This is a genomic window from Flavimobilis sp. BM9, from assembly GCF_058313055.1.
The window spans coordinates 782,631-807,735 of sequence record NZ_JBZEMO010000001.1 but is presented as its reverse complement, the minus strand read 5'-3'; the positions used below and the strand labels follow the sequence as shown (position 1 = coordinate 807,735).

Annotated in this window: 22 protein-coding genes; 12 read left to right on the top strand and 10 right to left on the bottom strand. The window is 72.3% G+C overall.

Annotation, left to right across the window (positions count from 1 at the left end):
• The first annotated feature begins 142 nt into the window (after positions 1–142).
• Genes AC4F3Q_RS03625 through AC4F3Q_RS03615 form a run of 3 tightly spaced genes read left to right on the top strand, consistent with a single transcriptional unit; the run spans position 143 to position 4,451 of the window.
• Positions 143–616, top strand: a complete 474-nt coding sequence (locus tag AC4F3Q_RS03625) for a type III secretion system chaperone family protein (protein WP_491038762.1) — start codon at positions 143–145, stop codon at positions 614–616.
• Positions 613–2,517, top strand: a complete 1,905-nt coding sequence (locus tag AC4F3Q_RS03620) for an HSP90 family protein (RefSeq protein ID WP_491038761.1) — start codon at positions 613–615, stop codon at positions 2,515–2,517. Before AC4F3Q_RS03625 ends, AC4F3Q_RS03620 begins: the two co-directional genes overlap by 4 nt.
• Entirely contained in the window at positions 2,514–4,451 is a 1,938-nt protein-coding gene (locus tag AC4F3Q_RS03615) for a hypothetical protein (RefSeq protein ID WP_491038760.1), read from the top strand. Before AC4F3Q_RS03620 ends, AC4F3Q_RS03615 begins: the two co-directional genes overlap by 4 nt.
• An 11-nt stretch (positions 4,452–4,462) precedes the next feature.
• Here the strand turns inward: AC4F3Q_RS03615 and dapF are convergent, their stop codons facing one another.
• Positions 4,463–5,404 carry a diaminopimelate epimerase gene (gene dapF, locus AC4F3Q_RS03610; RefSeq protein WP_491038759.1) on the bottom strand — a complete coding sequence of 314 codons (942 nt, stop codon included), beginning with the start codon at positions 5,402–5,404 and terminating at the stop codon, positions 4,463–4,465.
• The gene (gene miaA / locus AC4F3Q_RS03605; RefSeq protein WP_491038758.1) at positions 5,401–6,417 is read right to left on the bottom strand and encodes a tRNA (adenosine(37)-N6)-dimethylallyltransferase MiaA; all 1,017 of its coding nucleotides are present in this window, start codon (positions 6,415–6,417) and stop codon (positions 5,401–5,403) included. The genes dapF and miaA overlap by 4 nt, the downstream gene beginning before the upstream one ends.
• A gap of 33 nt (positions 6,418–6,450) precedes the next feature.
• Here miaA and AC4F3Q_RS03600 point away from each other — a divergent pair, with 33 nt between their 5' ends.
• Positions 6,451–7,026 (top strand): type III secretion system chaperone family protein, encoded by a 576-nt coding sequence (locus tag AC4F3Q_RS03600; RefSeq protein WP_491038757.1) that lies wholly within the window; start codon positions 6,451–6,453, stop codon positions 7,024–7,026.
• Entirely contained in the window at positions 7,023–7,508 is a 486-nt protein-coding gene (locus AC4F3Q_RS03595) for a YbjN domain-containing protein (protein ID WP_491038756.1), read from the top strand. Before AC4F3Q_RS03600 ends, AC4F3Q_RS03595 begins: the two co-directional genes overlap by 4 nt.
• A 28-nt stretch (positions 7,509–7,536) precedes the next feature.
• On the opposite strand, the gene miaB is transcribed toward AC4F3Q_RS03595, so the two are convergent.
• Positions 7,537–9,159 carry a tRNA (N6-isopentenyl adenosine(37)-C2)-methylthiotransferase MiaB gene (gene miaB / locus AC4F3Q_RS03590; RefSeq protein WP_491038755.1) on the bottom strand — a complete coding sequence of 541 codons (1,623 nt, stop codon included), beginning with the start codon at positions 9,157–9,159 and terminating at the stop codon, positions 7,537–7,539.
• Between the two features lie 149 nt (positions 9,160–9,308).
• On the opposite strand from miaB, the gene AC4F3Q_RS03585 reads away from it, so the two are divergent.
• The 4 genes from AC4F3Q_RS03585 (at position 9,309) to AC4F3Q_RS03570 (ending at position 12,589) form a co-directional block, all read left to right on the top strand.
• A complete protein-coding gene (locus tag AC4F3Q_RS03585) occupies positions 9,309–10,118 on the top strand; it encodes an amino acid ABC transporter ATP-binding protein (protein ID WP_491038754.1) in 810 nt (269 codons plus the stop codon).
• Between the two features lie 44 nt (positions 10,119–10,162).
• Positions 10,163–10,969, top strand: a complete 807-nt coding sequence (locus tag AC4F3Q_RS03580; RefSeq protein ID WP_491038753.1) for a glutamate ABC transporter substrate-binding protein — start codon at positions 10,163–10,165, stop codon at positions 10,967–10,969.
• A 61-nt stretch (positions 10,970–11,030) separates the two neighbouring features.
• The gene (locus tag AC4F3Q_RS03575) at positions 11,031–11,732 is read left to right on the top strand and encodes an amino acid ABC transporter permease (RefSeq protein WP_491038752.1); all 702 of its coding nucleotides are present in this window, start codon (positions 11,031–11,033) and stop codon (positions 11,730–11,732) included.
• The gene (locus tag AC4F3Q_RS03570) at positions 11,729–12,589 is read left to right on the top strand and encodes an amino acid ABC transporter permease (protein ID WP_491038751.1); all 861 of its coding nucleotides are present in this window, start codon (positions 11,729–11,731) and stop codon (positions 12,587–12,589) included. The genes AC4F3Q_RS03575 and AC4F3Q_RS03570 overlap by 4 nt, the downstream gene beginning before the upstream one ends.
• 28 nt (positions 12,590–12,617) lie before the next feature.
• Here AC4F3Q_RS03570 and AC4F3Q_RS03565 read toward each other — a convergent pair whose 3' ends face one another.
• From AC4F3Q_RS03565 to AC4F3Q_RS03550, 4 genes are all read right to left on the bottom strand, one after another.
• A complete protein-coding gene (locus AC4F3Q_RS03565; RefSeq protein WP_491038750.1) occupies positions 12,618–14,096 on the bottom strand; it encodes an Rnase Y domain-containing protein in 1,479 nt (492 codons plus the stop codon).
• A gap of 87 nt (positions 14,097–14,183) precedes the next feature.
• Positions 14,184–14,702, bottom strand: a complete 519-nt coding sequence (locus AC4F3Q_RS03560) for a regulatory protein RecX (protein WP_491038749.1) — start codon at positions 14,700–14,702, stop codon at positions 14,184–14,186.
• A 77-nt stretch (positions 14,703–14,779) separates the two neighbouring features.
• On the bottom strand, positions 14,780–15,880 hold the full coding sequence (recA, locus tag AC4F3Q_RS03555) for a recombinase RecA (protein ID WP_491038748.1): 1,101 nt from the start codon (positions 15,878–15,880) through the stop codon (positions 14,780–14,782).
• A gap of 210 nt (positions 15,881–16,090) precedes the next feature.
• Positions 16,091–16,324: a DUF3046 domain-containing protein gene (locus AC4F3Q_RS03550; protein WP_168445891.1), complete on the bottom strand. Its 234-nt coding sequence runs from the start codon at positions 16,322–16,324 to the stop codon at positions 16,091–16,093.
• A 69-nt stretch (positions 16,325–16,393) separates the two neighbouring features.
• On the opposite strand from AC4F3Q_RS03550, the gene AC4F3Q_RS03545 reads away from it, so the two are divergent.
• Together AC4F3Q_RS03545 and AC4F3Q_RS03540 are read left to right on the top strand one after the other, a co-directional pair.
• A complete protein-coding gene (locus tag AC4F3Q_RS03545; RefSeq protein ID WP_491038747.1) occupies positions 16,394–21,346 on the top strand; it encodes a DEAD/DEAH box helicase in 4,953 nt (1,650 codons plus the stop codon).
• Positions 21,339–22,130, top strand: coding sequence for a DNA-formamidopyrimidine glycosylase family protein (locus tag AC4F3Q_RS03540; protein ID WP_491038746.1), 792 nt, complete (start codon positions 21,339–21,341; stop codon positions 22,128–22,130). Before AC4F3Q_RS03545 ends, AC4F3Q_RS03540 begins: the two co-directional genes overlap by 8 nt.
• A gap of 22 nt (positions 22,131–22,152) precedes the next feature.
• Here the strand turns inward: AC4F3Q_RS03540 and AC4F3Q_RS03535 are convergent, their stop codons facing one another.
• The 3 genes from AC4F3Q_RS03535 to pgsA form a co-directional block, all read right to left on the bottom strand.
• Positions 22,153–22,479, bottom strand: a complete 327-nt coding sequence (locus AC4F3Q_RS03535) for a helix-turn-helix domain-containing protein (RefSeq protein WP_491038745.1) — start codon at positions 22,477–22,479, stop codon at positions 22,153–22,155.
• A 160-nt stretch (positions 22,480–22,639) separates the two neighbouring features.
• Positions 22,640–23,146 carry a CinA family protein gene (locus AC4F3Q_RS03530; protein ID WP_491038744.1) on the bottom strand — a complete coding sequence of 169 codons (507 nt, stop codon included), beginning with the start codon at positions 23,144–23,146 and terminating at the stop codon, positions 22,640–22,642.
• Positions 23,143–23,721: a CDP-diacylglycerol--glycerol-3-phosphate 3-phosphatidyltransferase gene (pgsA, locus tag AC4F3Q_RS03525; RefSeq protein ID WP_491038743.1), complete on the bottom strand. Its 579-nt coding sequence runs from the start codon at positions 23,719–23,721 to the stop codon at positions 23,143–23,145. Before pgsA ends, AC4F3Q_RS03530 begins: the two co-directional genes overlap by 4 nt.
• An 80-nt stretch (positions 23,722–23,801) precedes the next feature.
• On the opposite strand from pgsA, the gene AC4F3Q_RS03520 reads away from it, so the two are divergent.
• Positions 23,802–25,091, top strand: a complete 1,290-nt coding sequence (locus tag AC4F3Q_RS03520; RefSeq protein ID WP_491038742.1) for a CapA family protein — start codon at positions 23,802–23,804, stop codon at positions 25,089–25,091.
• Positions 25,092–25,105: the final 14 nt, after the last annotated feature.

Sequence of the window (25,105 nt, the reverse complement as noted above, 5' to 3'; positions counted from 1 at the left end):
GACACGTCGCCGGGCGACAGAAGTTCACCCCGCCGTCCCCGGACCTCGGCGCGCCAGCGTCAGGGGCCGTCGCTAGTGTGGGCGCGTCGCTCAGGCGAACGTCCGCACCGCACCCGCACGGGAGCACGACGAGGGAGATCAGATGGGGTTCTTCACCAAGCCAGCAGGAGCAGTCGCGACCGGGTCCAACACGCCCGTGACCCGCGAGCGCGTCGCCGCGATCCTCGAGGCCGCTGACTGGAACATCGGGGTGGACGGGGACGGCGACGTGTTCGGCACGTGGGACGGCCACCTCTTCTACTTCTTCCTCCTCGGCGAGCGCGACGAGATCCTCCAGGTCAGAGGGCGCTGGGCGGGTGACGCCCCGGCCGGCGCCCAGGCGGAGCTCCTGCCGTTCCTCGACGAGCACCACCGCGACCGCCTCTGGCCCAAGGCCTACACGCGGGAGGAGTCCGAGAGCACCGGTGTCTACGCCGAGATGTCGACCGACCTCGAGTTCGGGGTCGCGGACGACCAGCTCGAACAGCTCCTCAAGTGCGCGCTCTTCACGAGCCTGCAGCTCTTCGACCGGCTCGCCGAGGCGTTCCCGCAGTGGGCGCCGGCGGACGCGGAGTGACCGGCTCGGCGTCGGCGGGGGCCTCGAGCGAGACGGCTGCGTTCCAGGTCGACCTGCACGGCATGGTCGACCTCCTCGCCCGGCACCTGTACTCGAGCCCTCGCGTCTACCTGCGCGAGCTCCTCCAGAACGGTGTCGACGCGCTGACCGCGCGCACCATGCACGAGGGGGTGCCCGACCCGGCGGGAGCGATCGTCCTGACGCCGTGCGCTGACGGTTCCCTCGAGGTGCGCGACGACGGGATCGGGCTCACCCGTGCCGAGGCGGTCGAGCTGCTCGCCACGATCGGCCGGTCCTCCAAGCGTGACGCCGACCTCGGCGCTGCTCGGAGCGAGTACCTGGGGCAGTTCGGCATCGGTCTGCTCTCAGCGTTCATGGTCGCCGACGAGATCGAGCTCGTGTCACGCTCGGCTCGAGACCCGCACGCGCCGGCGATCCGCTGGCGCGGGTTCGCCGACGGGCGCTACGAGCTGACGGAGATCCGCTCCGACGACCCGGACGTCCCGGGCGGCGGCGGGAGCCTCGTGCGCCTGCGCCCTCGGCGGGACATGGAGCACTGGCTGTCCGTCGAGACCGTGACGGCCCTTGCGACCGACGTCGGCGGGCTGCTACCCGTGCCCGTCCTCGTCACGACGGAGCTCGAGGACGGATCGGGTACCGTCCGCCGGCGCGTGAGCGCAGCCCGGCTGCCGTGGTCCCGGCACAGCGGCACGGACCGCGAGCGCGACGCGGCGCTCGTCGACCATGCGGAGCGGACGCTCGGTTTCACGCCGCTCGCCCGGATCGACCTCGACCTCTCGCTCGCCGGGCTCACCGGTGTCGCATACGTGCTGCCGTCTGCCATCGCGCCGACGAGCACGCCCCAGCATCGCGTCTACCTGCGCCGCATGCTGCTGTCGGCATCGATCCCGGACCTGTTGCCGCCGTGGGCTTTCTTCGTGCGGTGCGTCGTCGACGTGGGCGCGCTGCGCCCGACCGCCTCCCGCGAGGGGCTCTACGACGACGAGGTTCTCCTTGCGACCCGGGAGGCCCTCGGGCGCCAGGTGCGTGCGTGGCTCCTCGAGACGCTCGCCGAGAGGTCGCCGCTCGCGACGGCCTTCCTGCGCACGCACCACCTCGCGGTGCGGGCGCTCGCGCTGCAGGACGACGAGATGCTCGACGTCGCTGCGCGCGTCCTGCCGTTCGAGTCCACACGCGGCCCGATGACGCTCGCGGCCGCTGCCGAGGCCCTCGACGGCGCGCCCCTGCTGTACACGACGGACCTCGAGGAGTTCCGCCGTCTCGCGCCGGTGGCGAGCGCGCAGGACGTGCTCATCGTCAACGGCGGCTACGTCTACGACGGACACCTCCTCGACCGCGTCGCACGCCGGTTCCCGGCGTGGCGCGCGGCGCGTGTCCGGGCGGAGGACGTCGCGCACGAGCTCGAGGAGGTCGCGCCGGTGCGTGAGCTCGAGGTCGCGGACGCCTTGCGGGACGCGTCGGCCGCGCTCCACGAGGCGGGGTGCGACGTCGTGCTGCGGCGCTTCGAGCCCGTCACGCTCCCTGCTGTCCTGCTGCGTGACGCCGAGGGCGACCACGCCCGTGAGGCGCAGCGGACGGCTGAGTCGGCTGACGACGTCTGGGGCGGGATCGTCGCGGGGCTCACGGCGCCCGCTCCACCGCGCCGGCTCGTCCTCAACGACGCCAACCCGACCGTCCGTGCCCTGCTCGCCGGGACGGCGGGACCGGTGCGCGACGCGGGTACCCACGCGCTCTACGTCACGAGCCTCCTGTCGTCGGGCCGCCCTCTCCACGACAGCGAGGCGCGCCTGCTCGACGGCGCTCTCACGACGCTTCTCGACAGTGCGCTGCACCCCGCACCCGACCAGACCACGCAGGACGACCGGGAGGACCACCCGTGACCAGGACGAGCCAGGAGGCCGAGGCAGCCCTCGGTCGCACGAACGCGCTGCCGTACGGCGTCGCAAGGACCGCCGCGACTCTGGCCGAGGTCGAGCGGATCGAGGCGGAAGGGCCCGACGAGGTCCGCGCCTACGCGTACACGTCCCTTGTCGACGCCTACGTGTGGGGAGGCGACGTCGCGAAGGCGTACGTCCCGTTCACGCGTGCGCTGCGCCTCTACGACGAGCGCCCCGACCTGTTCGACGCCTACGACTCGCACGCGCTGTTCTGGTCGTTCAAGTGGATGGTCGGGCACCTGTCCGACTTCCCCGAGATCTCGGTCGCCCAGATCACGTCGACGCTCGAGGACATGGCGCGCCGGTTCGCGGTAGCCGGCCACGGGATGAACGCCGTCGAGCTCAGCCGGTTCCAGTGGGCGCGAGCCCGCGGCGCCGCCCCTGAGGAGGTCGCGGCAGCCTACGAGACCTGGGTCGCCACGCCGCGCGACGACTACTCGCAGTGCGAGGCGTGCGAGCCGGGAGACCGGGCCGCCTACCTCTTCGAGGTGGGGCGCCGGGACGAGGGCATCCGCCTGCTCGAGACGGTGCTGACGGGGTCGCCCTCGTGCGCGACAGAGCCGGGCGACATGCTCTCGCACCTCCAGCTGGCCTACCTCGACGCGGGCGACGCGGACGCTGTCCTCCGCACGCACCGCCGCGGCCTGCGCCACCTCGACGGGGAGACGACTCTCGACGCGCCGACGGCGCGGCACGTCGAGCTGCTCGCCCGCACCGGCAACCACGTCCGCGCTCTCCGCATGCTCGAGAAGGCCGCGGGGGCGCTGCTCGAGGCGGACTCCCCGGGCGAGCGGCTGAGCGTCCTCACGCACGTCGGCGTCGGCGTCCGAGTCATCGCCACGGCCGAGCCGTCGACCCCGGTCTCGCTGCCCGGGGTCCCGGCGTCCACGGTCGACGAGCTCGCGGCGTGGATCGACGCCGAGGCTCGCGAGCTCGCTCGAGCCTTCGACGCGCGCAACGGCAACGACGCTGCCTCCGCCCGGCTCGCCCGCTCCCGTGACAGGGACGTGCGGACGCTCCGGGTGGACCTCGACGTCCTGCCGACCAGCGCCGCACCCGACGAGCACGGCCCGGTCCAGACCGGGTCAGCAGAGCCCGGCAGCGAGAGTGCCGGCAACCTGGACGACGCCCACACGCTCCTCGCGCAGGCCGAGTCGCTCGCGGCCGACGACCGCGTCGCTGCCGCGCGGGTCTACGCCCAGGCGTCCGCCCTCGCCGAGGCCGAGGGAGACCTCGAGACAGCAGGCCTCGCGCTGGCCGAGGCCGCTCAGCTCGCGGCGCTCGAGGACGACGCCGTCGGCGCGACCGGTGCGTTCCGACGCGCACTCGCGCTCCTGAGGGCAGGCGGCGCCGACCCGCGCACCGCGGGCCCCGTCGCGCGGGCCGCCGCGGCCGTCGCCCCGGAACGTGTGGACCAGGAAGCCGTGCTCCAGGTCGTCGACCGTGTCATCACCGAGATCGCGGGCCAGCAGCCCGACGAGCCGGCGCCGGGGCACGGCACGAGCCTCACCGCTCGTGACAGCGCACAGCTCGCGGTCGAGGCCGCCGAGCTGCGGGACACCAGGGCGCGGCTGCTCGCGACGCTCGGGAACCTCGATGAGGCGGCGGAGATCGCGGAGGACGTCGCCGCCGAGATGGCCGCGCTCGGTCGCACGGGTGACGCCGCCCACGCCTTCTGGCTCGCTGGCCGGTGCCGGGCGCAGAGCGACCCGGAGGCCGCGGTCGCCCTGCTCGAGTCAGCCGTGGAGGGTTTCACCCTGGTCCGTGGCGAACGGTCCAGCCGGGGCGCGGCGTCGGACGAGCTCGTCGAGCTCCTCACCGCCCTCGGTCGCGAGGACGACGCCGCCGCGGTGCTGAGCAGGCTGATGGCGACCTGACCGGCCCGCCGTCACGCGGGTTCGGAGGTCAGTCCCGCCCGCAGCTCGGCCAGGTCGACGTGCCCGTGCGCGACCAGCACCGCCGGTCCCGCGAGCTCGACGCGCTGGTCCGGCAGCATCCGGACCCGCACCGTCCCGCCAGGGACGTCGACGAACCACGTGCTCGGCGCACCCGTGCCGGCCCACGCCGCGACCGCGAGCGCAGCCGCGCACGCGCCGGTGCCGCACGACCGCGTCTCGCCCACGCCACGCTCGTGGACGCGCATGCGCACGTGCCCGACGGTCGTGCTGCCGTCGCCGTCGTGCGTCTCCGCGCGGGGCACCACGTACTCGACGTTCGTCCCCGCGGGCGGCACCGGCGCGACCTCGGGGATGCTGGTGAGGTCGAGCCCGTCCAGCTCGGCGTCCGTCGCGAGCGCGACGACCGTGTGCGGGTTGCCCATGTCGACGCTCAGCGCGACCCGTACGCCGTCGAGCCCCGTCGTGCGCACCTGCGCGTCGTAGCCGTCGGCGAGCGCCTGCGTCCCGCCCGTGAGGCGCCACTCCCCCATCTCGACCGCGTACTGGTCGCCCTCGCGCCGGACGCGACGCACTCCGGCGCGCGTGCCGATCGCGAGCGCGCGCCCGTCCGCGAGGTCGGCGAGGCCGAGGTGCTCGAGGAAACGCACGAAGACGCGCACGCCGTTGCCGCACATCTCGGCGATCGAACCGTCGGCGTTGCGGTAGTCCATGAACCACTGCGCGTCCGGGGCGTCCGCGAGCGCGGCGCGTCCCTCCGGGAGAGCGGAGCTCGGCACGACGCGGATGAGGCCGTCGCCCCCGATGCCGGCACGGCGGTCGGTCAGGGCGCGGACGTCGTCGGGCGTCAGCGCGAGCTGGTCGTCCGGATCGGCGACGAGGACGAAGTCGTTCTGCGTCCCGTGCCCCTTGGAGAAGGCCAGCTGCTGCGTCATGAGCCCAGGGTACGGCGCACCGGGACGGTCAGGTCGACAGGGTCCAGCGTCCCGGCGTCCGCTCTCTCGACCACGGCGAGCGCCTGCTCGACGACGTCCGGCGCCTGCGCGTCGAGCCACACGATCCGCGGGTCTCGCCCGAACCACCCCATCTGCTTGCGGGTGAGCCGTCGGGTCGCGACGATCGTGCGCTCCTGCGCCTCTGCCTCGTCGATCTCGCCGCCCAGCATCGCGAGGACCTCCGCGTAGCCGACGGCGCGGCTCGCGGTGCGGCCCATGCCGCGCTCGCGCAGGGCGCGGACCTCGTCGACGAGGCCGTCACGCCACATGCGCTCGACCCGGGCCGCGACGCGTGCGTCGAGCGCAGCACGGTCGTGGTCGAGCCCGATCTGCACGGTCGGCCGGACGTACTCCTGGACCGGGAGGTGCGCGCTGAACGGCTCGCCCGTGATCTCGATGACCTCGAGCGCGCGCACGATCCGCTTGGTGTTGCCGGCACCGATGGTCGCGGCGGCCTGGGGGTCGCGTCGGGCCAGCTCGTCGTGGAGGGGGCGCGTCCCCTCCACCTCGGCCCGGCGCTCGAGGGCAGCGCGCACGCCGGGGTCGGTCGGGGGGAACTCGATGTGGTCGAGCAGCGCCCGCACGTACAGGCCAGAGCCGCCAGCGACGACAGGCCGGCCCCCGCGTCCGAGGATGCGGGCGACGTCCGCGCGCGCCTCGCGCTGGAACGCCGCGACAGACGCCTCCTCGGACGGGTCGATCACGTCGAGCTGGTGGTGGACGACGCCGCGGCGCTGCTCGACGGGCACCTTCGCGGTACCGACGTCCATGCCGCGGTAGAGCTGGAACGCGTCCGCGTTGACCACCTCGCCCTGGACGCCGTCGCGCGGGGCGAGCCTCAGCGCGAGCTCGATCGCCAGGTCGGACTTACCGGTCGCCGTCGGCCCCACCACCGCGACGACGACGCGTCCCGCGGCGTCGCTCCCGGCTTCCCGCCCGTTCGTCCTCAACACCCCGACACGGTACCCGAGGGTAGGGTGGCGATCATGCCCTTCTGGACGCGCGACTCCCGCCGCGGGCCGTCCGAGGAGCCCGACAGCGCAGGTCAGGACGCCTCGGCCGGTCCCGCCCTGTCTCCGCTCGACCTTCCGGACGAGCACCCGACCACGACCGATCCCACCGTCTTCCCGCGACCGCTCACGATCGAACGCGTCGCAGCCGACCTGCGCCGACGGGGTGCCGGGTTCTCGGTCGCTGAACGGACCGGCGAGCTGACCACCCTGTGGGGGACGCGCTCGTTCGTCCTGTCCACGCTCGGTGAGCCGCCCACGATCCTCCAGGTGCGCGGCCAGTGGAACCGTGAGGCGTCGATCGACCACCTCGACGAGATCCTGACGTTCTGCAACGAGTGGAACATGCAGCGCTTCTGGCCCAAGTGCTACGCCCAGGTCCGGGACGACGGCGCTGTCATGGTCCGTGCGGAGAACGCCCAGGACCTGCACGAGGGGGTCAACGACGCCCAGCTCGCGCAGCTCGTCAGCTCTGCCTTCGCCACGACCGCGACGTTCTTCGCTGGGCTCGACGCGCGGTTCCCCGACCCGCTCCTCGAGGCGGGGTCATGAGGGGGCTCCCGTTCCGGCGTCGGGCGGACGAGCCGCAGGCGTCGGGGCCCGTCCCGATCCCGCTCACGCGCGCACGCATCGCGGCGTACCTGGACAGCGAGGGCTACAAGCACGTCATGGACGACGACGGCGATCTCGCCGCGAGCTGGAACGGAAACCCGTTCTGGCTCATCGTCTCGGGCGAGCGGGAGGAGGTGCTCCAGGTACGCGGCCGCTGGGCGACGTCTCTCCCGCGCGAGGTGCGGACGTCGCTGCTGCACGTCATCAACGGGTGGAACCGGGACCGCTTCTGGCCCAAGGCCTATGTCCGCGACGAGGGCGGCCTGCTCGCGGTCTACGGCGAGTGGTCGATCGACCTTGCTCACGGCGTCACGGACGAGCAGCTCGGCAGGTCCGTCCTGACGGGGCTGGCGACCACGCTCCAGCTGTTCGAGCACGTCGCAGCGACTCTGCCGCCGTCCGACTCACCTGACGCGGACTGAGGCCGCGCGGCGCCTGAGCGCGACGACGTCAGGCGCGACGGATCGTCGGCAGCCCGAGCGTGACCGGTCCACCCGACGCGGGGGCCGAGCCGTGCGAGTGGTCGTCCCCGCCCAGCCCCAGACGGGCGCGCTCGCGCGCGACCCACGCGTCACCGGCGCGCGTCCTGCGCACCTCGTAGACGTCGTCGACCTCGCTGCGGTCCGCGACCAGGTGGTGCGGTGCCGTGCGGGTCACGCGAGCGACGACGAGGTCGCCCGGGCGCGGGAGGCGTGGGTCCACGGCCTCCGCGAGGCGCGCGTCCGCGCCGCCGGCCTCACCCACGACGCGAGCGACGCCGTCGGGCAGTGCGACGTGCACGAGCCGGTTGTCGCGGGCACGGCCCGTGACGCGGTGCGACGCGTCGTCCTTGCGGCCGGCACCCTCTCCGACGAGCACCTCGACGACGCGGCCGAGCTGGCGCGCCGACTCCTCCTCGCTGATCCGGTCCTGGAGCGCCACGAGCCGTTCGAAACGCTCCTGGACGACCTCCTTCGGAAGCTGGTCCGGGAGCTCGGCTGCGGGCGTGCCGGGGCGCGGCGAGTACTGGAACGTGAACGCGTTCGTGAACCGTGCGGCCTCGACGACGCGGAGCGTCTCGAGGAAGTCCTCCTCCGTCTCCCCCGGGAAGCCGACGATGATGTCGGTGCTCACGGCGGCGTCGGGAAGCTGCGCGCGCACCTTGTCGAGGATCGCGAGGAACTTCTCCGAGCGGTACGAACGGCGCATCGCACGGAGGACCCGGTCGGAGCCCGACTGCAGCGGGAAGTGCAGCTGCGGCATGACGTTGTGCGTCTGCGCCATCGCGTCGATCACGTCGTCCGTGAACGCGGCGGGGTGCGGGCTCGTGAAGCGCACGCGCTCGAGCCCCTCGATCTGTCCGCACGCACGCAGCAGCTTCGCGAAGGCACCGCGGTCGCCGAACTCGACACCGTACGAGTTGACGTTCTGGCCGAGGAGCGTGACCTCGATCGCGCCCTGCGCGACGAGCGCCTCGACCTCCGCAAGGACCTGCCCCGGGCGACGGTCGCGCTCCTTGCCGCGCAGGTGCGGCACGATGCAGAAGGTGCACGTGTTGTTGCAGCCGACACTGATCGACACCCAGCCCGCATACACGGACTCGCGGCGCGTCGGGAGCGTCGACGGGAACACCTGGAGCGATTCGGCGATCTCGACCTGAGCCTTCTCGTTGTGCCGGGCCCGCTCGAGCAGGACCGGCAGCGCGTCGAGGTTGTGCGTCCCGAAGACGACGTCGACCCACGGCGCCCGGTCCACGATGCCCGCGCGGTCCTTCTGCGCGAGACAACCACCCACGGCGATCTGCATGCCCGGGCGCTCGCGCTTCATCTCGGCGAGCTGGCCGAGGTTGCCGTACAGCTTGCTCGCTGCGTTCTCGCGGACGGCGCACGTGTTGATGACGACGACGTCAGCGCGGCTGGCAGCCTCGTCGGCCGCGGAGGCCCGGACATAGCCTGCCTGCTCGAGCATCCCGGCCATGTGCTCGGAGTCGTGCACGTTCATCTGGCAGCCGAGGGTGCGCACCGCATAGGTGCGTGCGGCGGCAGCGGACGCGTCGACGTCGGGCAGGGCGGGGGTCTGGGTACGTGTGGACATCCCTCCCAGTTTACGGCGCCCACGAGCCGCTCCCGGCACCCTCGCGCAGCGGCCGTCCGACGCATGAGACCTGCGTCCATGACCCGATCGATACCTCTTCGTGACCTGTCTGGGTGGCGCGCCCGACCGTCAGTACCTACGGTCGGGAAATGGTGGACAACGGCACAACACCGGCAAGTCGGCATGCACCCGGCACTGACGGGCAGTCCCCGCGCGAGTCGACCGGGCCGCTCGTCGAGCTGATCGGCGTCAACAAGCACTTCGGCGACCTCCACGTCCTGCAGGACATCAACCTCGAGGTCCGGCGCGGCGAGGTCGTCGTCATCATCGGCCCCTCAGGCTCGGGCAAGTCGACCCTGTGCCGCACGATCAACCGCCTCGAGACGATCGACGCGGGCACCATCCGCGTCGACGGCAAGGTCCTCCCGGAAGAGGGGAAGGAGCTCGCCCGCCTGCGCGCCGACGTCGGCATGGTCTTCCAGTCCTTCAACCTCTTCGCCCACCGGTCAGTCCTCGACAACGTGACCCTCGGCCCCATCAAGGCCCGTGGCGTGTCGAAGAGCGACGCCCAGACGCAGGCGCTCGCTCTCCTCGAGCGCGTGGGCGTGCAGAACCAGGCGCAGAAGCTCCCCGCAGCGCTGTCCGGCGGCCAGCAGCAGCGCGTCGCTATCGCCCGCTCCCTGGCCATGAGCCCCAAGGTCATGCTGTTCGACGAGCCGACCTCCGCGCTCGACCCCGAGATGATCAACGAGGTCCTCGACGTCATGGTCGCTCTCGCGAAGGACGGCATGACGATGATCGTCGTCACCCACGAGATGGGCTTCGCCCGCCGCGCCGCCGACCGCGTCGTCTTCATGGCGGACGGCCAGATCGCCGAAGAGGCAGACCCCGAGACGTTCTTCACGGCGCCCCGCACGGACCGCGCCCGCGACTTCCTGTCCAAGATCCTCACCCACTGACCCCCGCCGCACCGCGGCGGGAGACGAGACCCTGGAGGAACACCATGCGCACGAAGCTCATCGCGGCCGGCACGGCCGCTGCAGCCATGGCCGCACTGCTCACCGGCTGCGGATCGTCCGACGACGACAAGCTCACGATCGGCATCAAGTTCGACCAGCCCGGGCTCGGCCTCCGCAGCGGCTCGGACTACTCGGGCTTCGACGTCGACGTCGCCCGGTACGTCGCCAAGGAGCTCGGCTACGAGGCGGACCAGATCGAGTTCAAGGAGACCCCCTCCCCGCAGCGGGAGAACATGCTCCAGTCCGGTCAGGTGGACATGATCTTCGCGACGTACTCGATCACCGACGCGCGCAAGGAGAAGGTCGCCTTCGCCGGCCCCTACTTCATCGCCGGACAGGACCTCCTCGTCGCAGCCGACAACACCGACATCACCGGCCCGGACGCTCTCGACGGTAAGAAGCTCTGCTCCGTGCAGGGCTCGACGTCAGCACAGAAGGTCAAGGACGACTACTCGACGGGTGTCCAGCTGCAGGAGTTCGACACGTACTCCAAGTGCATCGAGCAGCTCGCTGCCGGCACGATCGACGCCGTCACGACCGACGACATCATCCTCGCGGGCTTCGCCGCCCAGCCGGCCAACGCAGGCAAGCTCAAGGTCGTCGGCAGCCCGTTCTCCGAGGAGCAGTACGGCGTCGGACTGCCCAAGGACAACGACAAGTGCCAGAAGGTCAACGACGCGATCACGAAGATGATCGAGGACGGGGCCTGGCAGAAGGCCGTGGACGACAACACGGCGGAGGGCTACACCCCCAGCGCCGCGAACCCGCCCACCCCTGCCGCCTGCAGCTGACCCTTCCCGGGCGGGCGCGGGGACGCGCCCGCCCGTCCCTCCTCCGACCACGAGGTGATCGATGACGACGCTCTCTGCCGACGTCTCCTCGCTGTTCGCCCAGTACGACATCCTCGGGGCGTTCGCGATGACACTGCGACTGACCGGGATGGCGCTCCTCGGCTCGCTCGCGATCGGAACGGTCCTCGCTGTCATGCGGATCTCGCCGATCCCGTCGCTCCAGCTCGGCGGGGCGATCTACGTCAACGTCGTGAGGAACACGCCGCTGACTCTCATCCTCGTCGCATGCTCCCTCGGCCTCTACACGCAGCTCGGCATCGTGCTCGCTGACAGCTCGTCGCCGACGTTCATCGTGGACAACAACATCCGGCTCGCCGTGCTCGGCCTCTCGGCCTACCACGCGTCCTTCGTGTGCGAGGCGCTGCGGTCCGGTGTGAACACGGTCCCCACCGGGCAGGCAGAGGCCGCACGGTCGATCGGGCTGTCGTTCGGTCAGAGCCTGCGGCTCGTCATCCTCCCGCAGGCGTTCCGCGGCGCGATCGCCCCGCTCGGCAACGTCGTCATCGCGCTGACGAAGAACACGACCGTCGCCGCGACGATCGGGGTCGCCGAGGCGTCGTACGTCATGAAGGAGATGATCGAGTTCCGTCCTGACGTGATCTTCCTGGTGTTCGCGATCTTCGCGATCGGCTTCGTCGTGATCGTGCTCCCCGTGGGCGTCTTCATGACGTGGCTGTCCCGACGAGTGGCGGTGACCCGATGAGCACGAACCCCTTGTTCGACGTCCCAGGGCCTCGGACGCGGCGCGCGTTCCGCATCGCCAACGTGCTGGCCCTGCTGCTGCTCCTCGGCGGGCTGGCGTGGGTGCTCGTCGTGCTCGAGCGTCGTGGCCAGCTGACGGCGGCGAAGTGGGAGCCGTTCCTGACATCAGGCGTGTGGACCGACTACCTCCTCCCGGGGATCGGCGGCACGCTCACGGCTGCGGCGTGGTCGGTCGTGTTCGCGGGGATCTTCGGCGTCGTCCTCGGGCTCGGCCGGTTGTCGCAGAGCCGCGTCCTGCGCGCTGTGAGCGGAGCGGTCGTGGAGTTCTTCCGGGCGGTCCCGGTCCTCCTGATGATGGTCTTCGTCTACCAGCTGCTGATCGTCTACCGGCTGGTGCCGTCAGACAAGCTCGCGCTGACTGCGGTGGTCACGGCTCTGACTCTCTACAACGGCTCGGTCGTCGCCGAGCTGGTGCGCTCGGGCGTCCTGTCCCTTCCCCAGGGCCAGCGAGAGGCGGGGCTCGCGGTGGGCCTGACCCATGGGCAGACGTTGCGCAACGTGCTTCTTCCCCAGGGCGTGACGGCGATGCTCCCCGCTCTGGTGAGCCAGCTCGTCGTGGTGGTCAAGGACTCCGCCCTCGGGTACCTGATCAGCTATGCGGAGCTGTTGCGGCAGGCGGAGTACGTCGCGACGAACTTCTCGAACTACATCCCGGCGGTCATGGTGATCGCGGCGATCTTCATCACGATCAACTTCGCTCTGTCGACGGCTGCGGACCGTCTGGCGCGACGCCTGCGGTCGCGGACGTCGGGACGGCTGACGCCTCAGGCACCCGGGATGGTCACGAGCACGAGGTGACGGCCCGAGGCGGCGTGGCGCTGCGAGATCATCCCGCGGTCGCGCGGGCGCGCAGCTCCCGCACGACGGTGACCGTGACCTGGCCGAGGACGAGGTCGCGCTCGGCGATGTCACGGGCGATCTGGTCGGCAAGATCGGCGAGGGCGGAGTCCGGGACGGCGTCAGGCTCGACGACCACGCGAACCTCGTGCCCGGAGGCCATCACGACGACCCCGGAGACCCCGTCGACGTGGCTGACGTGCCTCTCGAGCTCGTCCATCCGGCGGACGAAGGCGCTCGCGTCTTCGCGGCGCGCGCCGGGCCTGGCGGCGGAGATCGCGTCGGCGATCTGGACGATCACGGCCTCGATGGTCTCGGTGGGCACCTCGTCGTGGTGCGCCGCGATGGCGTTGACGATGACCGGGCTCTCGCCGTGCTGGGACGCGAGCCGTGCCCCCTCTGCGGCATGCGTCCCGGCCCCGGCCCGGCTCACGCCCTTGCCGAGGTCGTGGAGGAACCCCGCGCGCCGGGCACTCTCGGCGTCAGCGCCGACCTCGGCGGCGATCGCTGCGGCGATCAGGGCAGTCTCGACGAGGTGCTCCTGCACGTTCTGGCCGGCCGAGGTTCGGTAGGAGAGCTGGCCGACGATCGTCAGGAGCTCGGGTGCCAGGCCGCGGACTCCCGCTTGCTGCGCGGCCGCGAGCCCGCTCGCCTGGACGCGGTCTGCGGTCTGGCGGGTGGCCTCGGCCACCGCGGTCTCGATGCGATCGAGGTTGATGCGCCCGTCGGCGACGAGCCGTTCGAGCGCGACGCGAGCGACCTCGCGCCGCTCGGCGTCGAAGCATGACAGCACGACGTCGTCGGACTGGTCGTCGATGATCATCGTGACACCGGTGAGCGCCTCGAAGGCACGGATGTTGCGTCCGTCCTTGCCGATGACGGGGCCCTTCAGGTCCGGGGACGGGAGCGGCACGACAGACACTGCGGCCTGGGCGCTCGTCGGAAGAGAGAGCCGGCCCACAGCGTCGACGATGATCCGGCGGGCTCTCGCTTCGGATTCCTTGCGAACCTGCTCCTCGTGGCGCCGCGCCTTGTCGAGCGCCTCCTGGCGGGCGTCGTCGAGCAACCGCCGCACCAGCTGGTCACGTGCGTCGCTCACGCTGAGGCCCGCACTGTCGGCAAGCTGCTGGTCGACCTGACGCTCGAGCTCCTCGAGCCTCGAACGCTCGGACTCGACCGTGTCTTGCAGGGCTGCGATGGCCGCCCGATCTGAGACGAGCCGCGCTTCGACGCCCTCGAGCCGCTGACGTTCGGCCTCGACGCTGCGTTCCCGCTCGGTGACTCGCTCGTCGCGGCCCGCGACGTCCTTCGCCTGGCCGATCGCGGTCTCGCGCACCGAGGCGGCATAGTCACGCGCCTGCTCGCGGACGGCTTCAGCCTCGCGTCGCGCGACGAGGACGAGGAGGAGTGCGACGAGGCAGGCGCCGAGCAGGACCAGGAGCAGGATGCTCGTCTCGACCGTTCCCATGACCCTCCCTCACGATGCGCACCGGACCTGACGGGGCCATCCTTTCAAACGAATGTGGCCCGTGACGACCAGCCCAGGGTGTCGACGTCAGTCTGCGCCGTCGACGACCTCACGGATCACCTGCATGGACACGCTCGACGAGTATCCCTTGCGGCCGAGAAACCCTGCGAGCCGTCGCCGGCGCGTGTCGGGGGTAAGGGACGTCATCCGGGCCGCTCTCGAGGCGGCGAGGCGTCGTGCGGCCATGAGCTCGTCGTCGTCGTCGACCTGGTCGAGCGCATCGCGCGCGACCGCCTCCGCGATGCCCTTGTTCCGCAGCTCTGCGGCGAGAGCTCGCCGCGACAGACCACGCTCGGTGAATCGGGTGCGGACGAGCGTGTGCGCGTACTGCACGTCGTCGATCAGCCCGACTTCTTCGAAGCGGTCGAGCACCTCCGCAGCGATCTCGGGGTCGACGTCCCGGTCAGCGAGTCCCCGCGCGAGGCGCGAACGGCTCTTGGCCGAGGCCGTGAGCGCCCGGAGCAGATATTCGCGGGCACGTTCGCGTTCTTCGTCGGGATCGGGCGCAGGCACGGTGGCCTCCCCTCCCTCCGCCGAGATGGACATGGCTCCGCCCTCGCTGCCCATGCGCGCGGACGCGCCGTCCCGCCGTGCGGGACGACGCGTCCGTGCGGCTGGGCGACTCAGAAGTCGACCTTCTTGCTCTTGGCGGTCTTGGTGGTCTTCGCCGCGGGCGCGTCGGCCGCCGCGGCCGCGGGAGCGTCTGCGGCCGCCGGCTCTTCGGTGCTCGGCACGATCCCGAGCTTCTCGAGGATGCGGCGCTCGATGTCGGCTGCCAGCTCGGGGTTGTCGCGGAGGAATGACCGCGCGTTCTCCTTGCCCTGTCCCAGCTGGTCGCCGTCGCACGTGAACCAGGAGCCGGACTTGCGCACGATTCCCTGCTCGACGCCGAGGTCGATCAGGCTGCCCTCGCGCGAGATGCCGACGCCGTAGAGGATGTCGAACTCTGCCTGCTTGAAGGGCGGTGCCATCTTGTTCTTGACGACCTTGACGCGCGTGCGGTTGCCGACAGCGTCGGTGCCCTCCTTGAGGGTCTCGATGCGACGGATGTCGAGACGCACGGACGCGTAGAACTTGAGCGCCTTGCCACCCGTCGTCGTCTCCGGCGAGCCGAAGAACACGCCGATCTTCTCGCGAAGCTGGTTGATGAAGATCGCGGTCGTGCCCGAGGTGCTCAGAGCGCCGGTGATCTTGCGCAGCGCCTGGGACATGAGCCGGGCCTGGAGGCCGACGTGGCTGTCCCCCATCTCGCCCTCGATCTCGGCCTTGGGCACGAGCGCCGCGACCGAGTCGATCACGATGATGTCGATCGCGCCCGAACGGATCAGCATGTCCATGATCTCGAGGGCCTGCTCACCCGTGTCCGGCTGCGACACCAGCAGCGCGTCGGTGTCGACGCCGAGCTTGCGCGCATAGACCGGGTCGAGCGCGTGCTCGGCGTCGATGAAGGCGGCGATGCCGCCCGCGCGCTGGGCGTTCGCGACGGCGTGCAGCGCGACGGTCGTCTTGCCCGAGGACTCAGGGCCGTAGATCTCGACGATGCGACCGCGCGGGAGCCCGCCGATGCCGAGCGCGACGTCGAGCGTGATGGAACCCGTAGGGATGACCTCGACGGCCGGGCGGTTGTCGTCGCCGAGACGCATCACCGAGCCCTTGCCGAACTGGCGGTCGATCTGGCTGAGCGCTGCTTCGAGCGCCTTCTCGCGGTCAGCGGTTGCTGCCATGGCTGTCACCTCTGTGCTCGGGCGACCTGCTGGCCGCGCGTCTCCGGTCGTTCGTGCTGTCGTGCCGACACTAGGACCGACCTCTGACACCGTCGCAGGACGGGGCAGGAACGGTGCTTCCCGAGACGTGCCGACGTCTCTGAGGACAGACGATACCGAACATCTGTTCGAGAGGCGACGGTGCTCGCGCCCGGCGTGTCGGCGAGCCGCTCAGCGGCGCGGCGGGGCCTGTCGGTGCGGGTCGGTGCCCCACCGCTTGTCCTCCGGGACGCTCATCGCGTCGCACAGCGCGTGCCACACCACCCGTGGCTCCTCGCCGTCGTCGAGCGCCTGGACCGCAGTCCGGTCCTGGAGCGGGGGCAGCACCTGGTCACCCGTGATCGAGCGCCCGTAGGCGCGGCCGAACACGTCGTCGACCAGGTCCCAGAACTCGCGGTAGCGCACCCACCAAGCCTGCCACGCGACGGGAGCACCGCCGTGCCGTTGTCGGTGGTGAACGACACAATGTCCTGCATGAGCAGTCCTGAGGTCCGCAGCGTGCCCGCGGCACGCGAGCCGGCCGACACCCTCGCCGGCTTCCACCCGGCGACGCGCGCGTGGTTCGAGGGCGCGTTCGCCGCCCCGACAGCGGCGCAGACAGGAGCATGGGCGGCGATCGACGCCGGCGACCACGCGCTCGTCGTCGCTCCGACCGGCTCGGGCAAGACCCTCGCGGCCTTCCTCTGGTCGATCGACCGTCTCCTCGCACGCCCACGCCCTGAGGACGCGTCGATCGCCCCCGAGCCCGTCCAGGACCGGATCGTCTACGTGTCGCCGCTCAAGGCCCTCGCAGCCGACGTCGAGCGGAACCTGCGTGCGCCGCTCACCGGGATCGGCCACGCGGCCCGGCGCCTGGGCTTGACGATCCCCGACCTCACGAGCGGCGTGCGCACCGGTGACACACCGCCAGCCGAGCGGCGGCGCCTCGCGGTGCGGCCGCCCGACATCCTCATCACGACGCCCGAGTCGCTCTTCCTCATGCTCACGTCGTCCGCCCGCGACGGACTGCGGGGCACAGGCACGATCATCGTCGACGAGATCCACGCCGTCGCCGGCACGAAGCGCGGTGCGCACCTCGCGGTCTCGCTCGAGCGGCTCGACGACCTGCTCGACCGCCCTGCCCAGCGGATCGGGCTGTCCGCGACCGCCCGCCCGGTCGCTGTCGTCGCGGAGGTGCTGGCCGGGCACCGGCCCTCGGAGGACGGGGGCCGCGCCGTCACGGTCGTCCAGCCTCCCGCCCGCAAGCAGGTCGAGATCGACGTCGTGCTCCCTGTCGAGGACCTCACGGACCTCGCGCGGCCGACGGCGACGATGCCGGCACCGGACCCGACCGACCTGTCCGGCCCGGCCGCGGGCCCGCTCGCACGGCCGTCGATCTGGCCGCACGTCGAGGACCGGATCGTCGACCTCGCACAGGAACGGCGCTCGACGATCGTGTTCACCAACTCGCGCCGCACAGCCGAACGCCTGACCGCGCGGCTCAACGAGATCTGGGCCGAGCGGCAGGGCGAGTCGGTCCCCGACCCGGGGGCGACGCACCCGGCGGCCGTGCCGGGCCAGTCCGGCACCGCCGCCGGCGCCGCCGGCGTCCTCGCGCGGGCGCACCACGGGTCCATGTCCCGGGCGGAGCGCACCTTCACCGAGACGGAGCTCAAGGCTGGCAGGCTGCCGGTCGTCGTCGCCACGAGCTCGCTCGAGCTCGGCATCGACATGGGCGCGGTCGACCTCGTCGTCCAGGTGGGCTCCCCGCCGTCGGTCTCGAGCGGGCTCCAGCGTGTCGGACGCGCCGGGCACCAGGTGGGCGCCCCGAGCCACGGCATCGTCCTGCCGACGTTCCGCGGCGACCTCGTCCCCGCCGCGGTCACGGCGGCACTCATGCGCGACGGCCAGATCGAGTCGCTGCACCCCGTGCGCAACCCGCTCGACGTGCTCGCCCAGCAGGTCGTCGCGATGGTCGCGATGGAGGACCGCACGGTCGCCGACGTCGCGGCGACGGTACGGCGCAGCGCACCGTTCGCCCACCTGCCCGACTCTGCGCTCCGGTCGGTCCTCGACATGCTCTCGGGCCGCTATCCGAGCGAGCAGTTCGGCGAGCTGCGCGCGCGACTGACGTGGGACCGCAGCTCCGACGTGCTCAGCGCCCGGCCCGGCTCTCAGCGGCTTGCCGTGACGAGCGGCGGCACGATCCCCGACCGCGGCCTGTACGGAGTGTTCCTCGCGGGACCGGGCGGCGTCTCAGGATCGCCCACGTCCGACGCCGTCCACACCGATGACGCGCCCGTGCGCGCCCGTGGTGGCCGCCGCGTCGGCGAGCTCGACGAGGAGATGGTCTTCGAGTCCCGCGCAGGCGACACGTTCACGCTCGGGTCGAGCACGTGGCGCATCGAGGAGATCACTCCCGACCGCGTCCTCGTCTCCCCCGCACCCGGCCTGCCCGGGCGGCTGCCGTTCTGGAAGGGCGACGCGCCTGGTCGGCCGGCAGAGCTGGGCCGCGCTCTCGGCGCATGGGTCCGCGCGCTGCCCGCCGCTCCCACGCGTCGTGCACGCGACGCTGCTGCAGAGGTCCTTCCCGCAGACCCGCGCGTCCTCGAGCTTCAGGCGCAAGGGCTCGATCCGTGGGCGGCGACCAACCTGCTCACGTACGTCGACGAGCAGAGGACCGCGACCGGGACCGTGCCGGACGACCGGACGATCGTCGTCGAGCGCTTCCGCGACGAGCTCGGAGACTGGCGCATCGTCGTCCACTCCCCGTACGGGGCGCGCGTCCACGCCCCGTGGGCGCTCGTGCTCGCGGCGCGCCTGCGCGAACGGCTCGGTGTGGACGTCGCAGCGATGCACGCAGACGACGGCATCGTCCTGCGCCTGCCCGACGACGGTCCCGGTGGGCCCGGCCGCCACGACCCGTCCGGGCCGCGTTGGACCGACTCGTCCGAGGCCCCCGACCTCGTCGAGGACCTCCTGCTCGACCCTGAGGACGTCCACCGCCTGGTACGCGATCACCTCGGGGGCTCCGTCATGTTCGCCTCGCGGTTCCGGGAGGCCGCCGCACGCGCGCTCCTGCTCCCCCGCCGGTCCCCGGACCGCAGGCAGCCCCTGTGGCAGCAGCGGCAGCGCAGCGCGCAGCTCCTCTCCGTCGCGTCCGGGCACGACCAGTTCCCGATCGTCCACGAGGCGGTCCGCGAGTGCCTCCAGGACGACTTCGACGTCGCAGCGCTCGCCGACCTCATGCGCGCCGTCGCGACGGGCGAGATCTCGGTCGTCCACGTGGACACGCCGTCACCGTCTCCCTTCGCGCAGTCGCTCCTGTTCAGCTACACGGCCCAGTTCCTGTACGACGGCGACGCACCGCTCGCCGAGCGCCGCGCGGCCGCCCTCACGCTCGACCCGAACCTCCTCGACGAGCTGCTCGGCCGCACCGCGGAGGCGCAGGTCGCGGACCTCCTCGATGTCGACGCGGTCGCACGCACCGCGGCGGAGCTCGCCGGTCTCGCCCCTGACCGGCAGTCCCGGCACGCCGACGACGTCCTCGACATGCTCCGCCGGCTCGGGCCGCTCACGCTCGCCGAGGTCGAGGAACGCACCCTGCCCGACGTGCGCGACCACGCCGCCCGCTGGCTGGCGGCGCTCGCGGACGCGCGGCAGGTGTTCAGTACGAGGCTGCCGGGTGCGGAGCGCCCTGACCCTGTGTGGGCGGCCACGACCGACGCCGCACGACTGCGCGACGGCCTCGGTGCCCCGCTCCCGGCCGGCCTGCCCGTCGACCTGACTGCGCCCGTCCCGGACCCTGTCGGAGACCTCGTGCTGCGCCACGCACGCACCCACGTGCCGTTCGCTGCGAGCGACGTGAGCGCGCGGTTCGGGCTGCCCCCGGCCGTCGTCGACGACGTCCTCACCCGGCTGGCTGCTGCCGGACACCTCGTGTCCGGGCGTCTCCTGCCCGAGGCGCTCGGGGGCACAGGGCTCGAGCACTGCCACCGCGACGTCATGCGGGTGCTGCGGCGGCGGTCGCTCGCGGCCCTGCGTGCCGAGGTCGAGCCGGTTCCACCGCGGACGCTCGGCGTGTTCCAGCCGCGCTGGCAGCGTGTCGGCGCGCTTCGCGGCCGCACCGGTCTGCTCTCGGCGATCGAGCAGCTCGTCGGCGTCCCTGTGCCCGCGAGCGACCTCGAGACGCACATCCTCCCGGCGCGTGTCGTCGACTACGAGGCGGGCATGCTCGACGAGCTCACGACGTCGGGCGAGGTGCTCTGGTGCGGACACTCGGCCCTACCGGCCGCGGGGCGCGCGGCGGGCAACGGGCTCGTGTCCCTGCACCTCGCCGACACGGCGCACCTCACGCTGCCGTGGGACGGGCTCGACGACGGTGCCGTCGAGACCGCTGAGACCGAGGACACGACCGCCAGCGTGGTCGAGCGCCTCGTGCGGACAGCGCTCGACGGCGCCGGGGCCTTCTTCCTCGACCGGCTCGTCGACCGGGTCCGCGACGCTGGCGACGCCACCGAGCTCCCCGTGGACCTCACGGCGGCCGTCCGCGACGCACTGTGGCACCTCGTCTGGGCCGGGCGGGTCACGAACGACTCCCTCGGACCTGTCCGCGAGCTCCTCGGCCCGACCCGGTCCCGCGTCAGCCGCACGCGCACCGCACGTCCGGCGCGCCGCGGCCGGACGGGCCTCGCGGCGCTCGCTGCTGCGAGCAGCGCGGGACGCGCCGGGGCGCTCCACGGCGGCGGACGTTGGTCGCTCCTGCCGCGCGCCGAGCAGGACCCGACCGTGCGCGCCCACGCGCTCGCGACCGTCCTGCTCGAGCGGCACGGCGTCGTCACCCGTGCGCTGGCGGCCGCCGAGCAGGTCAGCAGCGCCCAGATCGGGGGCGCCTTCCGGGTGCTCGGTGCGCTCGAGTCGCAGGGTGAGGCACGGCGAGGGTACTTCGTCGAGCACCTGGGCGGCACCCAGTTCGCGCTCCCGGGCGCCGTCGACACGCTGCGGCAGGACTCGCGCGACCTCGAGCGCGCCGCCGACGGCGGCTCCGCGAGCCCGTCGACGCCAGCATGCTTCGTGCTCGCCGCGACCGACCCAGCCAACCCGTACGGCGCAGCGCTGCCGTGGCCGCCGCCGGGCGAGGTGGCCCACCGACCGGGCCGCAAGGCGGGCGCGGTCGTCGTTCTCGTGGCCGGGGAGCTCGTATGGTTCGTCGAGAAGGGCGGCCGCACGGCGCTGTCCTTCACGACGGACGACGACGTGCTCGGGGCGGGCGCGGCTGCGCTCGCCGAAGCCGTGCGCGAAGGCCGTCTGGGGCGGGTCACCCTCAGCAGGGTCGACGGGCACGAGGTGTTCGGAGCGTCGAGCCCCGCCCTCGCCGCACTCCAGCGCACGGGGTTTGCCGTGACGCCGCGAGGGCTGCGCGTCTCGGCAGGGAGCAGCCGTGCCTGAGGGCGACGTCCTGCGTCTGACCGCCTCGCGCCTCCACCAGGCGCTCGCGAGCACCACGCTCTCCCGGGTCGACCTGCGCTGGCCCGGGGTCGACGACGCGACGCTCCTCGGCGGACGAGTCACGGAGGTCGCCGCGTACGGCAAGCACCTCCTCGTGCGGACCGACCACGGGTGGACGCTCAGGACGCACCTGCGCATGGAGGGTTCCTGGCACGTCGCACGGACCGGCTCCGACCAGGCCCGAGGGCGCTCGCCATTCGTGCGCGCCGTCCTCAGCAACGAGACCTGGACTGCCGTCGGCTACCGCCTCGGGATGCTCGACCTCGTCCGCACCCGCGACGAGCACACGCTCCTGGGGCACCTGGGGCCAGACCTTCTCGCGGACGACCTCGCCGTCGACGTCGACCTCGTGCGCGAGCACCTGCTCGGTGACGAGCCGCAGACCCCGGTCGCGGAAGCGCTCCTCGACCAGACCCGGCTCGCAGGTATCGGCACGATCTACGCGTCGGAGAGCCTCTTCGTCGCGCGCGTGCACCCGTGGGAGCCGCTCGCGAACATCCCTGAGGAGCAGCTCGCCGTCGTCCTGTCGACCGCCCGCGAACTCATGCTCCGAGCGGTCGCTGAGGGACTCGGTACCCGCGCGAGGCTGGTCCACGCACGCGTAGGGCGGCCGTGCGTGCGCTGCGGCACGGCTGTCACCGTGCGGCAGGCTCGCAGGCCGCCCTTCGAGCGTCCGATCTTCTTCTGCCCGCGGTGTCAGCGAGGGCAGGGTGGGTGGGCCTGACGGCCGCACCGGTGCGGTCGGCTCAGCCGACCGGGGTGAGCTCGCGCCGCGAGCTCGGGTACCTGTCGACCGTCGTGGCGAACTCGTCCGGGACCGTGTCCGGGATGAGCAGACCCTCGGCGACGGCGACGCGGTCGCTGACCTCGCGGAGCACGAGCGAGAGCGGCAGGTCCAGCGCCTCGCAGATGGAGCCCAGGAGCTCGGAAGACGCTTCCTTCTGCCCGCGCTCGACCTCGCTCAGGTAGCCCAGGGACACACGTGCCGACGAGGACACCTCACGGAGGGTTCGCCCTTGCCGCTGGCGCGCATCGCGCAACACGTCCCCGATCTCTCGTCGTAGGACAATCATCAGACGCCCCCTCTCTGCTAGTCGGCCGCCCGCGTTCGGTGCTGTGCACCGCCGTTCGTAGCGACATCGGTCCGGCTGGTAGTTCTACGGTACCGCCGACCGCCGATAACCACCTCGGCAAATCCGCGATCCTCGAGAATCACCCGCACACTCGTCACAACTACCGGACGGGCGCGTTTGTTCCCGCTCCCGGTGCGTCCTCGTCGAGCACCTCGAGCGCGAGGTCGATCGCCCGGGCAACGGTGGCCGCCCGGATCGCCGCACGGTCGCCGTCGAGAGCCAGGCGGCGCACGGTCGAGCGCCCGTCCACCTGCACGGCGACGAACACCGTGCCGACCGGCTGGCCGTCCTGCGGGTCCGGTCCCGCGACCCCGGTGGTCGCGAGGCCGACCGACGCGTCCGCGAGGCGCGCGACGCCTGCCGCCATCTGCTCCGCGACGAGCGGGTGCACGGCGCCCTCCCGCGCGAGCAGGTCCCCGTCGACTCCGAGCACGCTCGCCTTGAGGTCCGTCGCGTACGCGACGACTCCCCCGCGCAGGACGGTCGACGCCCCCGGCACGTCGACGATCGCGCTCGCGAGCGCCCCGCCGGTGAGCGACTCTGCGACGGCGATCGTGCGCCGTTGCGCTGCGACGAGCGCGACGAGCGCGGCGGCGCGGCCGGTCACCGCTTCGGACGCAGCCGGGCGGCCTGGACGAGGTAGTCGACACCCGTCACGACGGTCACCACCACGGCCGCGACCATGAGGACGACACCCACGACATGGACGAAGCCGGGCAGCACCCAGCTGGGCGCGAGCAGCGCGACGATCGCTGCCGACTGCAGGACGGTCTTGACCTTGCCGCCGCGCGAGGCGGGCAGCACGACGTACCGCAGCATGAAGAACCGCATGACGGTGATGCCGAGCTCACGCACGAGGATCAGGGCGGTCACCCACCACCACAGCTCGCCGATGATCGACAGCCCGACGAGCGCAGTCCCGACGAGCGCCTTGTCCGCGATCGGGTCCAGGAGCTTGCCCAGGTCGGTGACGAGGTTGCGCCGCCGTGCGAGGTATCCGTCGAGCTTGTCGGTGCTCGCCGACACCGCGAAGATCACGGTCGCCACCCAGCGCCACGTCTGGGACTCGCCACCGTCGGCGAGGAGCGCCCACACGAAGAACGGGACGGTCGCGATGCGGGTGGCCGTGATCGCGTTCGGGAGGTTCCACTGCTGGCGCCACGGCGTCGTCGTAGTCGGCACCCACCCAGGATAGGTCCTGCACGCAGGGCGTCCACGCGGGCTGCGTGCTGTCGGCACCGCGGTCGCGCTAGTGTCCTCGCATGCGCCACGCCCGCCTGACCCCACGCGCCTCACGCGCGCAACGCGTCCTCCTGGGGGCGGCGATCGTGACCGTCGTGGGCGCGGGAGGCCTCGCGGCAGCGACGACGGTGCGCGGTGACACGCGGGGCGCCCAGGCCACCACGACCACCACGAGCGCAGCGGGGACGGACGCACCGGCGCCGACCACGACGACGCCCGCGCTCCCGGAGGACATCAGCTTCACGATCCTCGCCGCAGGAGACGTCCTCCCGCACCTGCCCGTCATGAAGTCCGCGCGCGCAGGAGACGGCTACGACTTCAGCCCGCTCCTCGCGGGTCTCGACCCGTGGGTCCAGGGCGCCGACCTCGCGCTGTGCCACATGGAGGTGCCCGTCGCGCCGAAGGGTCGACCAGTGAGCGGCTACCCGATGTTCGGCACGACACCAGCGCTCGTCGAGGATCTCGCGGAGCAGGGCTGGGACGGCTGCTCGACGGCGTCGAACCACTCGGTCGACCGCGGCTACGCGGGTGTCGAGCGCACCCTCGACGTGTTCGACTCGGCAGGCCTGGGACACATCGGGACAGCTCGCTCGGCGCAGGAGGCGGCGGCACCCGCGCTGTACCGCGTCACCGTCGACGGCCAGCCGACGCTCGTCGCGCACCTGTCCGCGGCGTACGGCACGAACGGCATGCCCGTCGACGCGGACAAGCCCTGGTCCGTGACGCTCATCGACACGGACCAGATCGTCGCGCAGGCCAAGGCCGCTCGGGCCGACGGCGCCGACATCGTGCTCGTCTCGATCCACGACGGCACCGAGTACCGCACCGCCCCGACAGAGCACCAGGAGAAGGTCGCCGCTGCTCTCGCGGAGTCGGGCCAGGTCGACGTCGTCATCGGCCACCACGCGCACGTCCCCCAGCCCATGACGAGGCTCGCGGGCGGGCCCGGGGGCCGCGGCATGTGGCTCGCGTACGGGCTCGGGAACCTCCTGTCGAACCAGTCGGCGGAGTGCTGCGCACCCGAGTCGTCCAACGGGCTCCTGCTCGTCGCCGAGGTCACGCGCGTCGCCGGCGGCCCTGCGGAGGTCACCGACATGACGTGGGTCGGCACGACCGTCGACCGTGTCGGGAAGCACACCCTGCACGCGCTCGCAGACATCGTCGGCGAGGCGACCGGCAAGCTCTCCGCGAAGGAGATCGACGCCCGCTATGCGCGCGTGCGCGACGCCGTCGGCACGGACCTCCAGGAGCGCACCTCACCGCCCGAGCACCAGGGCAGCACCGTCGAGGTGATCTCCCGCCCGCGCTGACCGCCTGACCGCAG

Bases quoted from the DNA above. Each gene is read 5' to 3' on its own strand.
- AC4F3Q_RS03625 (WP_491038762.1), top strand. From the start codon at position 143: ATGGGGTTCTTCACCAAGCCAGCAGGAGCAGTCGCGACCGGGTCCAAC.
- dapF (WP_491038759.1), bottom strand. From the start codon at position 5,404: ATGACGCAGCAGCTGGCCTTCTCCAAGGGGCACGGGACGCAGAACGAC.
- AC4F3Q_RS03600 (WP_491038757.1), top strand. From the start codon at position 6,451: ATGCCCTTCTGGACGCGCGACTCCCGCCGCGGGCCGTCCGAGGAGCCC.
- AC4F3Q_RS03595 (WP_491038756.1), top strand. From the start codon at position 7,023: ATGAGGGGGCTCCCGTTCCGGCGTCGGGCGGACGAGCCGCAGGCGTCG.
- miaB (WP_491038755.1), bottom strand. From the start codon at position 9,159: ATGTCCACACGTACCCAGACCCCCGCCCTGCCCGACGTCGACGCGTCC.
- AC4F3Q_RS03585 (WP_491038754.1), top strand. From the start codon at position 9,309: ATGGTGGACAACGGCACAACACCGGCAAGTCGGCATGCACCCGGCACT.
- AC4F3Q_RS03580 (WP_491038753.1), top strand. From the start codon at position 10,163: ATGCGCACGAAGCTCATCGCGGCCGGCACGGCCGCTGCAGCCATGGCC.
- AC4F3Q_RS03575 (WP_491038752.1), top strand. From the start codon at position 11,031: ATGACGACGCTCTCTGCCGACGTCTCCTCGCTGTTCGCCCAGTACGAC.
- AC4F3Q_RS03570 (WP_491038751.1), top strand. From the start codon at position 11,729: ATGAGCACGAACCCCTTGTTCGACGTCCCAGGGCCTCGGACGCGGCGC.
- AC4F3Q_RS03565 (WP_491038750.1), bottom strand. From the start codon at position 14,096: ATGGGAACGGTCGAGACGAGCATCCTGCTCCTGGTCCTGCTCGGCGCC.
- AC4F3Q_RS03560 (WP_491038749.1), bottom strand. From the start codon at position 14,702: ATGTCCATCTCGGCGGAGGGAGGGGAGGCCACCGTGCCTGCGCCCGAT.
- recA (WP_491038748.1), bottom strand. From the start codon at position 15,880: ATGGCAGCAACCGCTGACCGCGAGAAGGCGCTCGAAGCAGCGCTCAGC.
- AC4F3Q_RS03545 (WP_491038747.1), top strand. From the start codon at position 16,394: ATGAGCAGTCCTGAGGTCCGCAGCGTGCCCGCGGCACGCGAGCCGGCC.
- AC4F3Q_RS03535 (WP_491038745.1), bottom strand. From the start codon at position 22,479: ATGATTGTCCTACGACGAGAGATCGGGGACGTGTTGCGCGATGCGCGC.
- AC4F3Q_RS03520 (WP_491038742.1), top strand. From the start codon at position 23,802: ATGCGCCACGCCCGCCTGACCCCACGCGCCTCACGCGCGCAACGCGTC.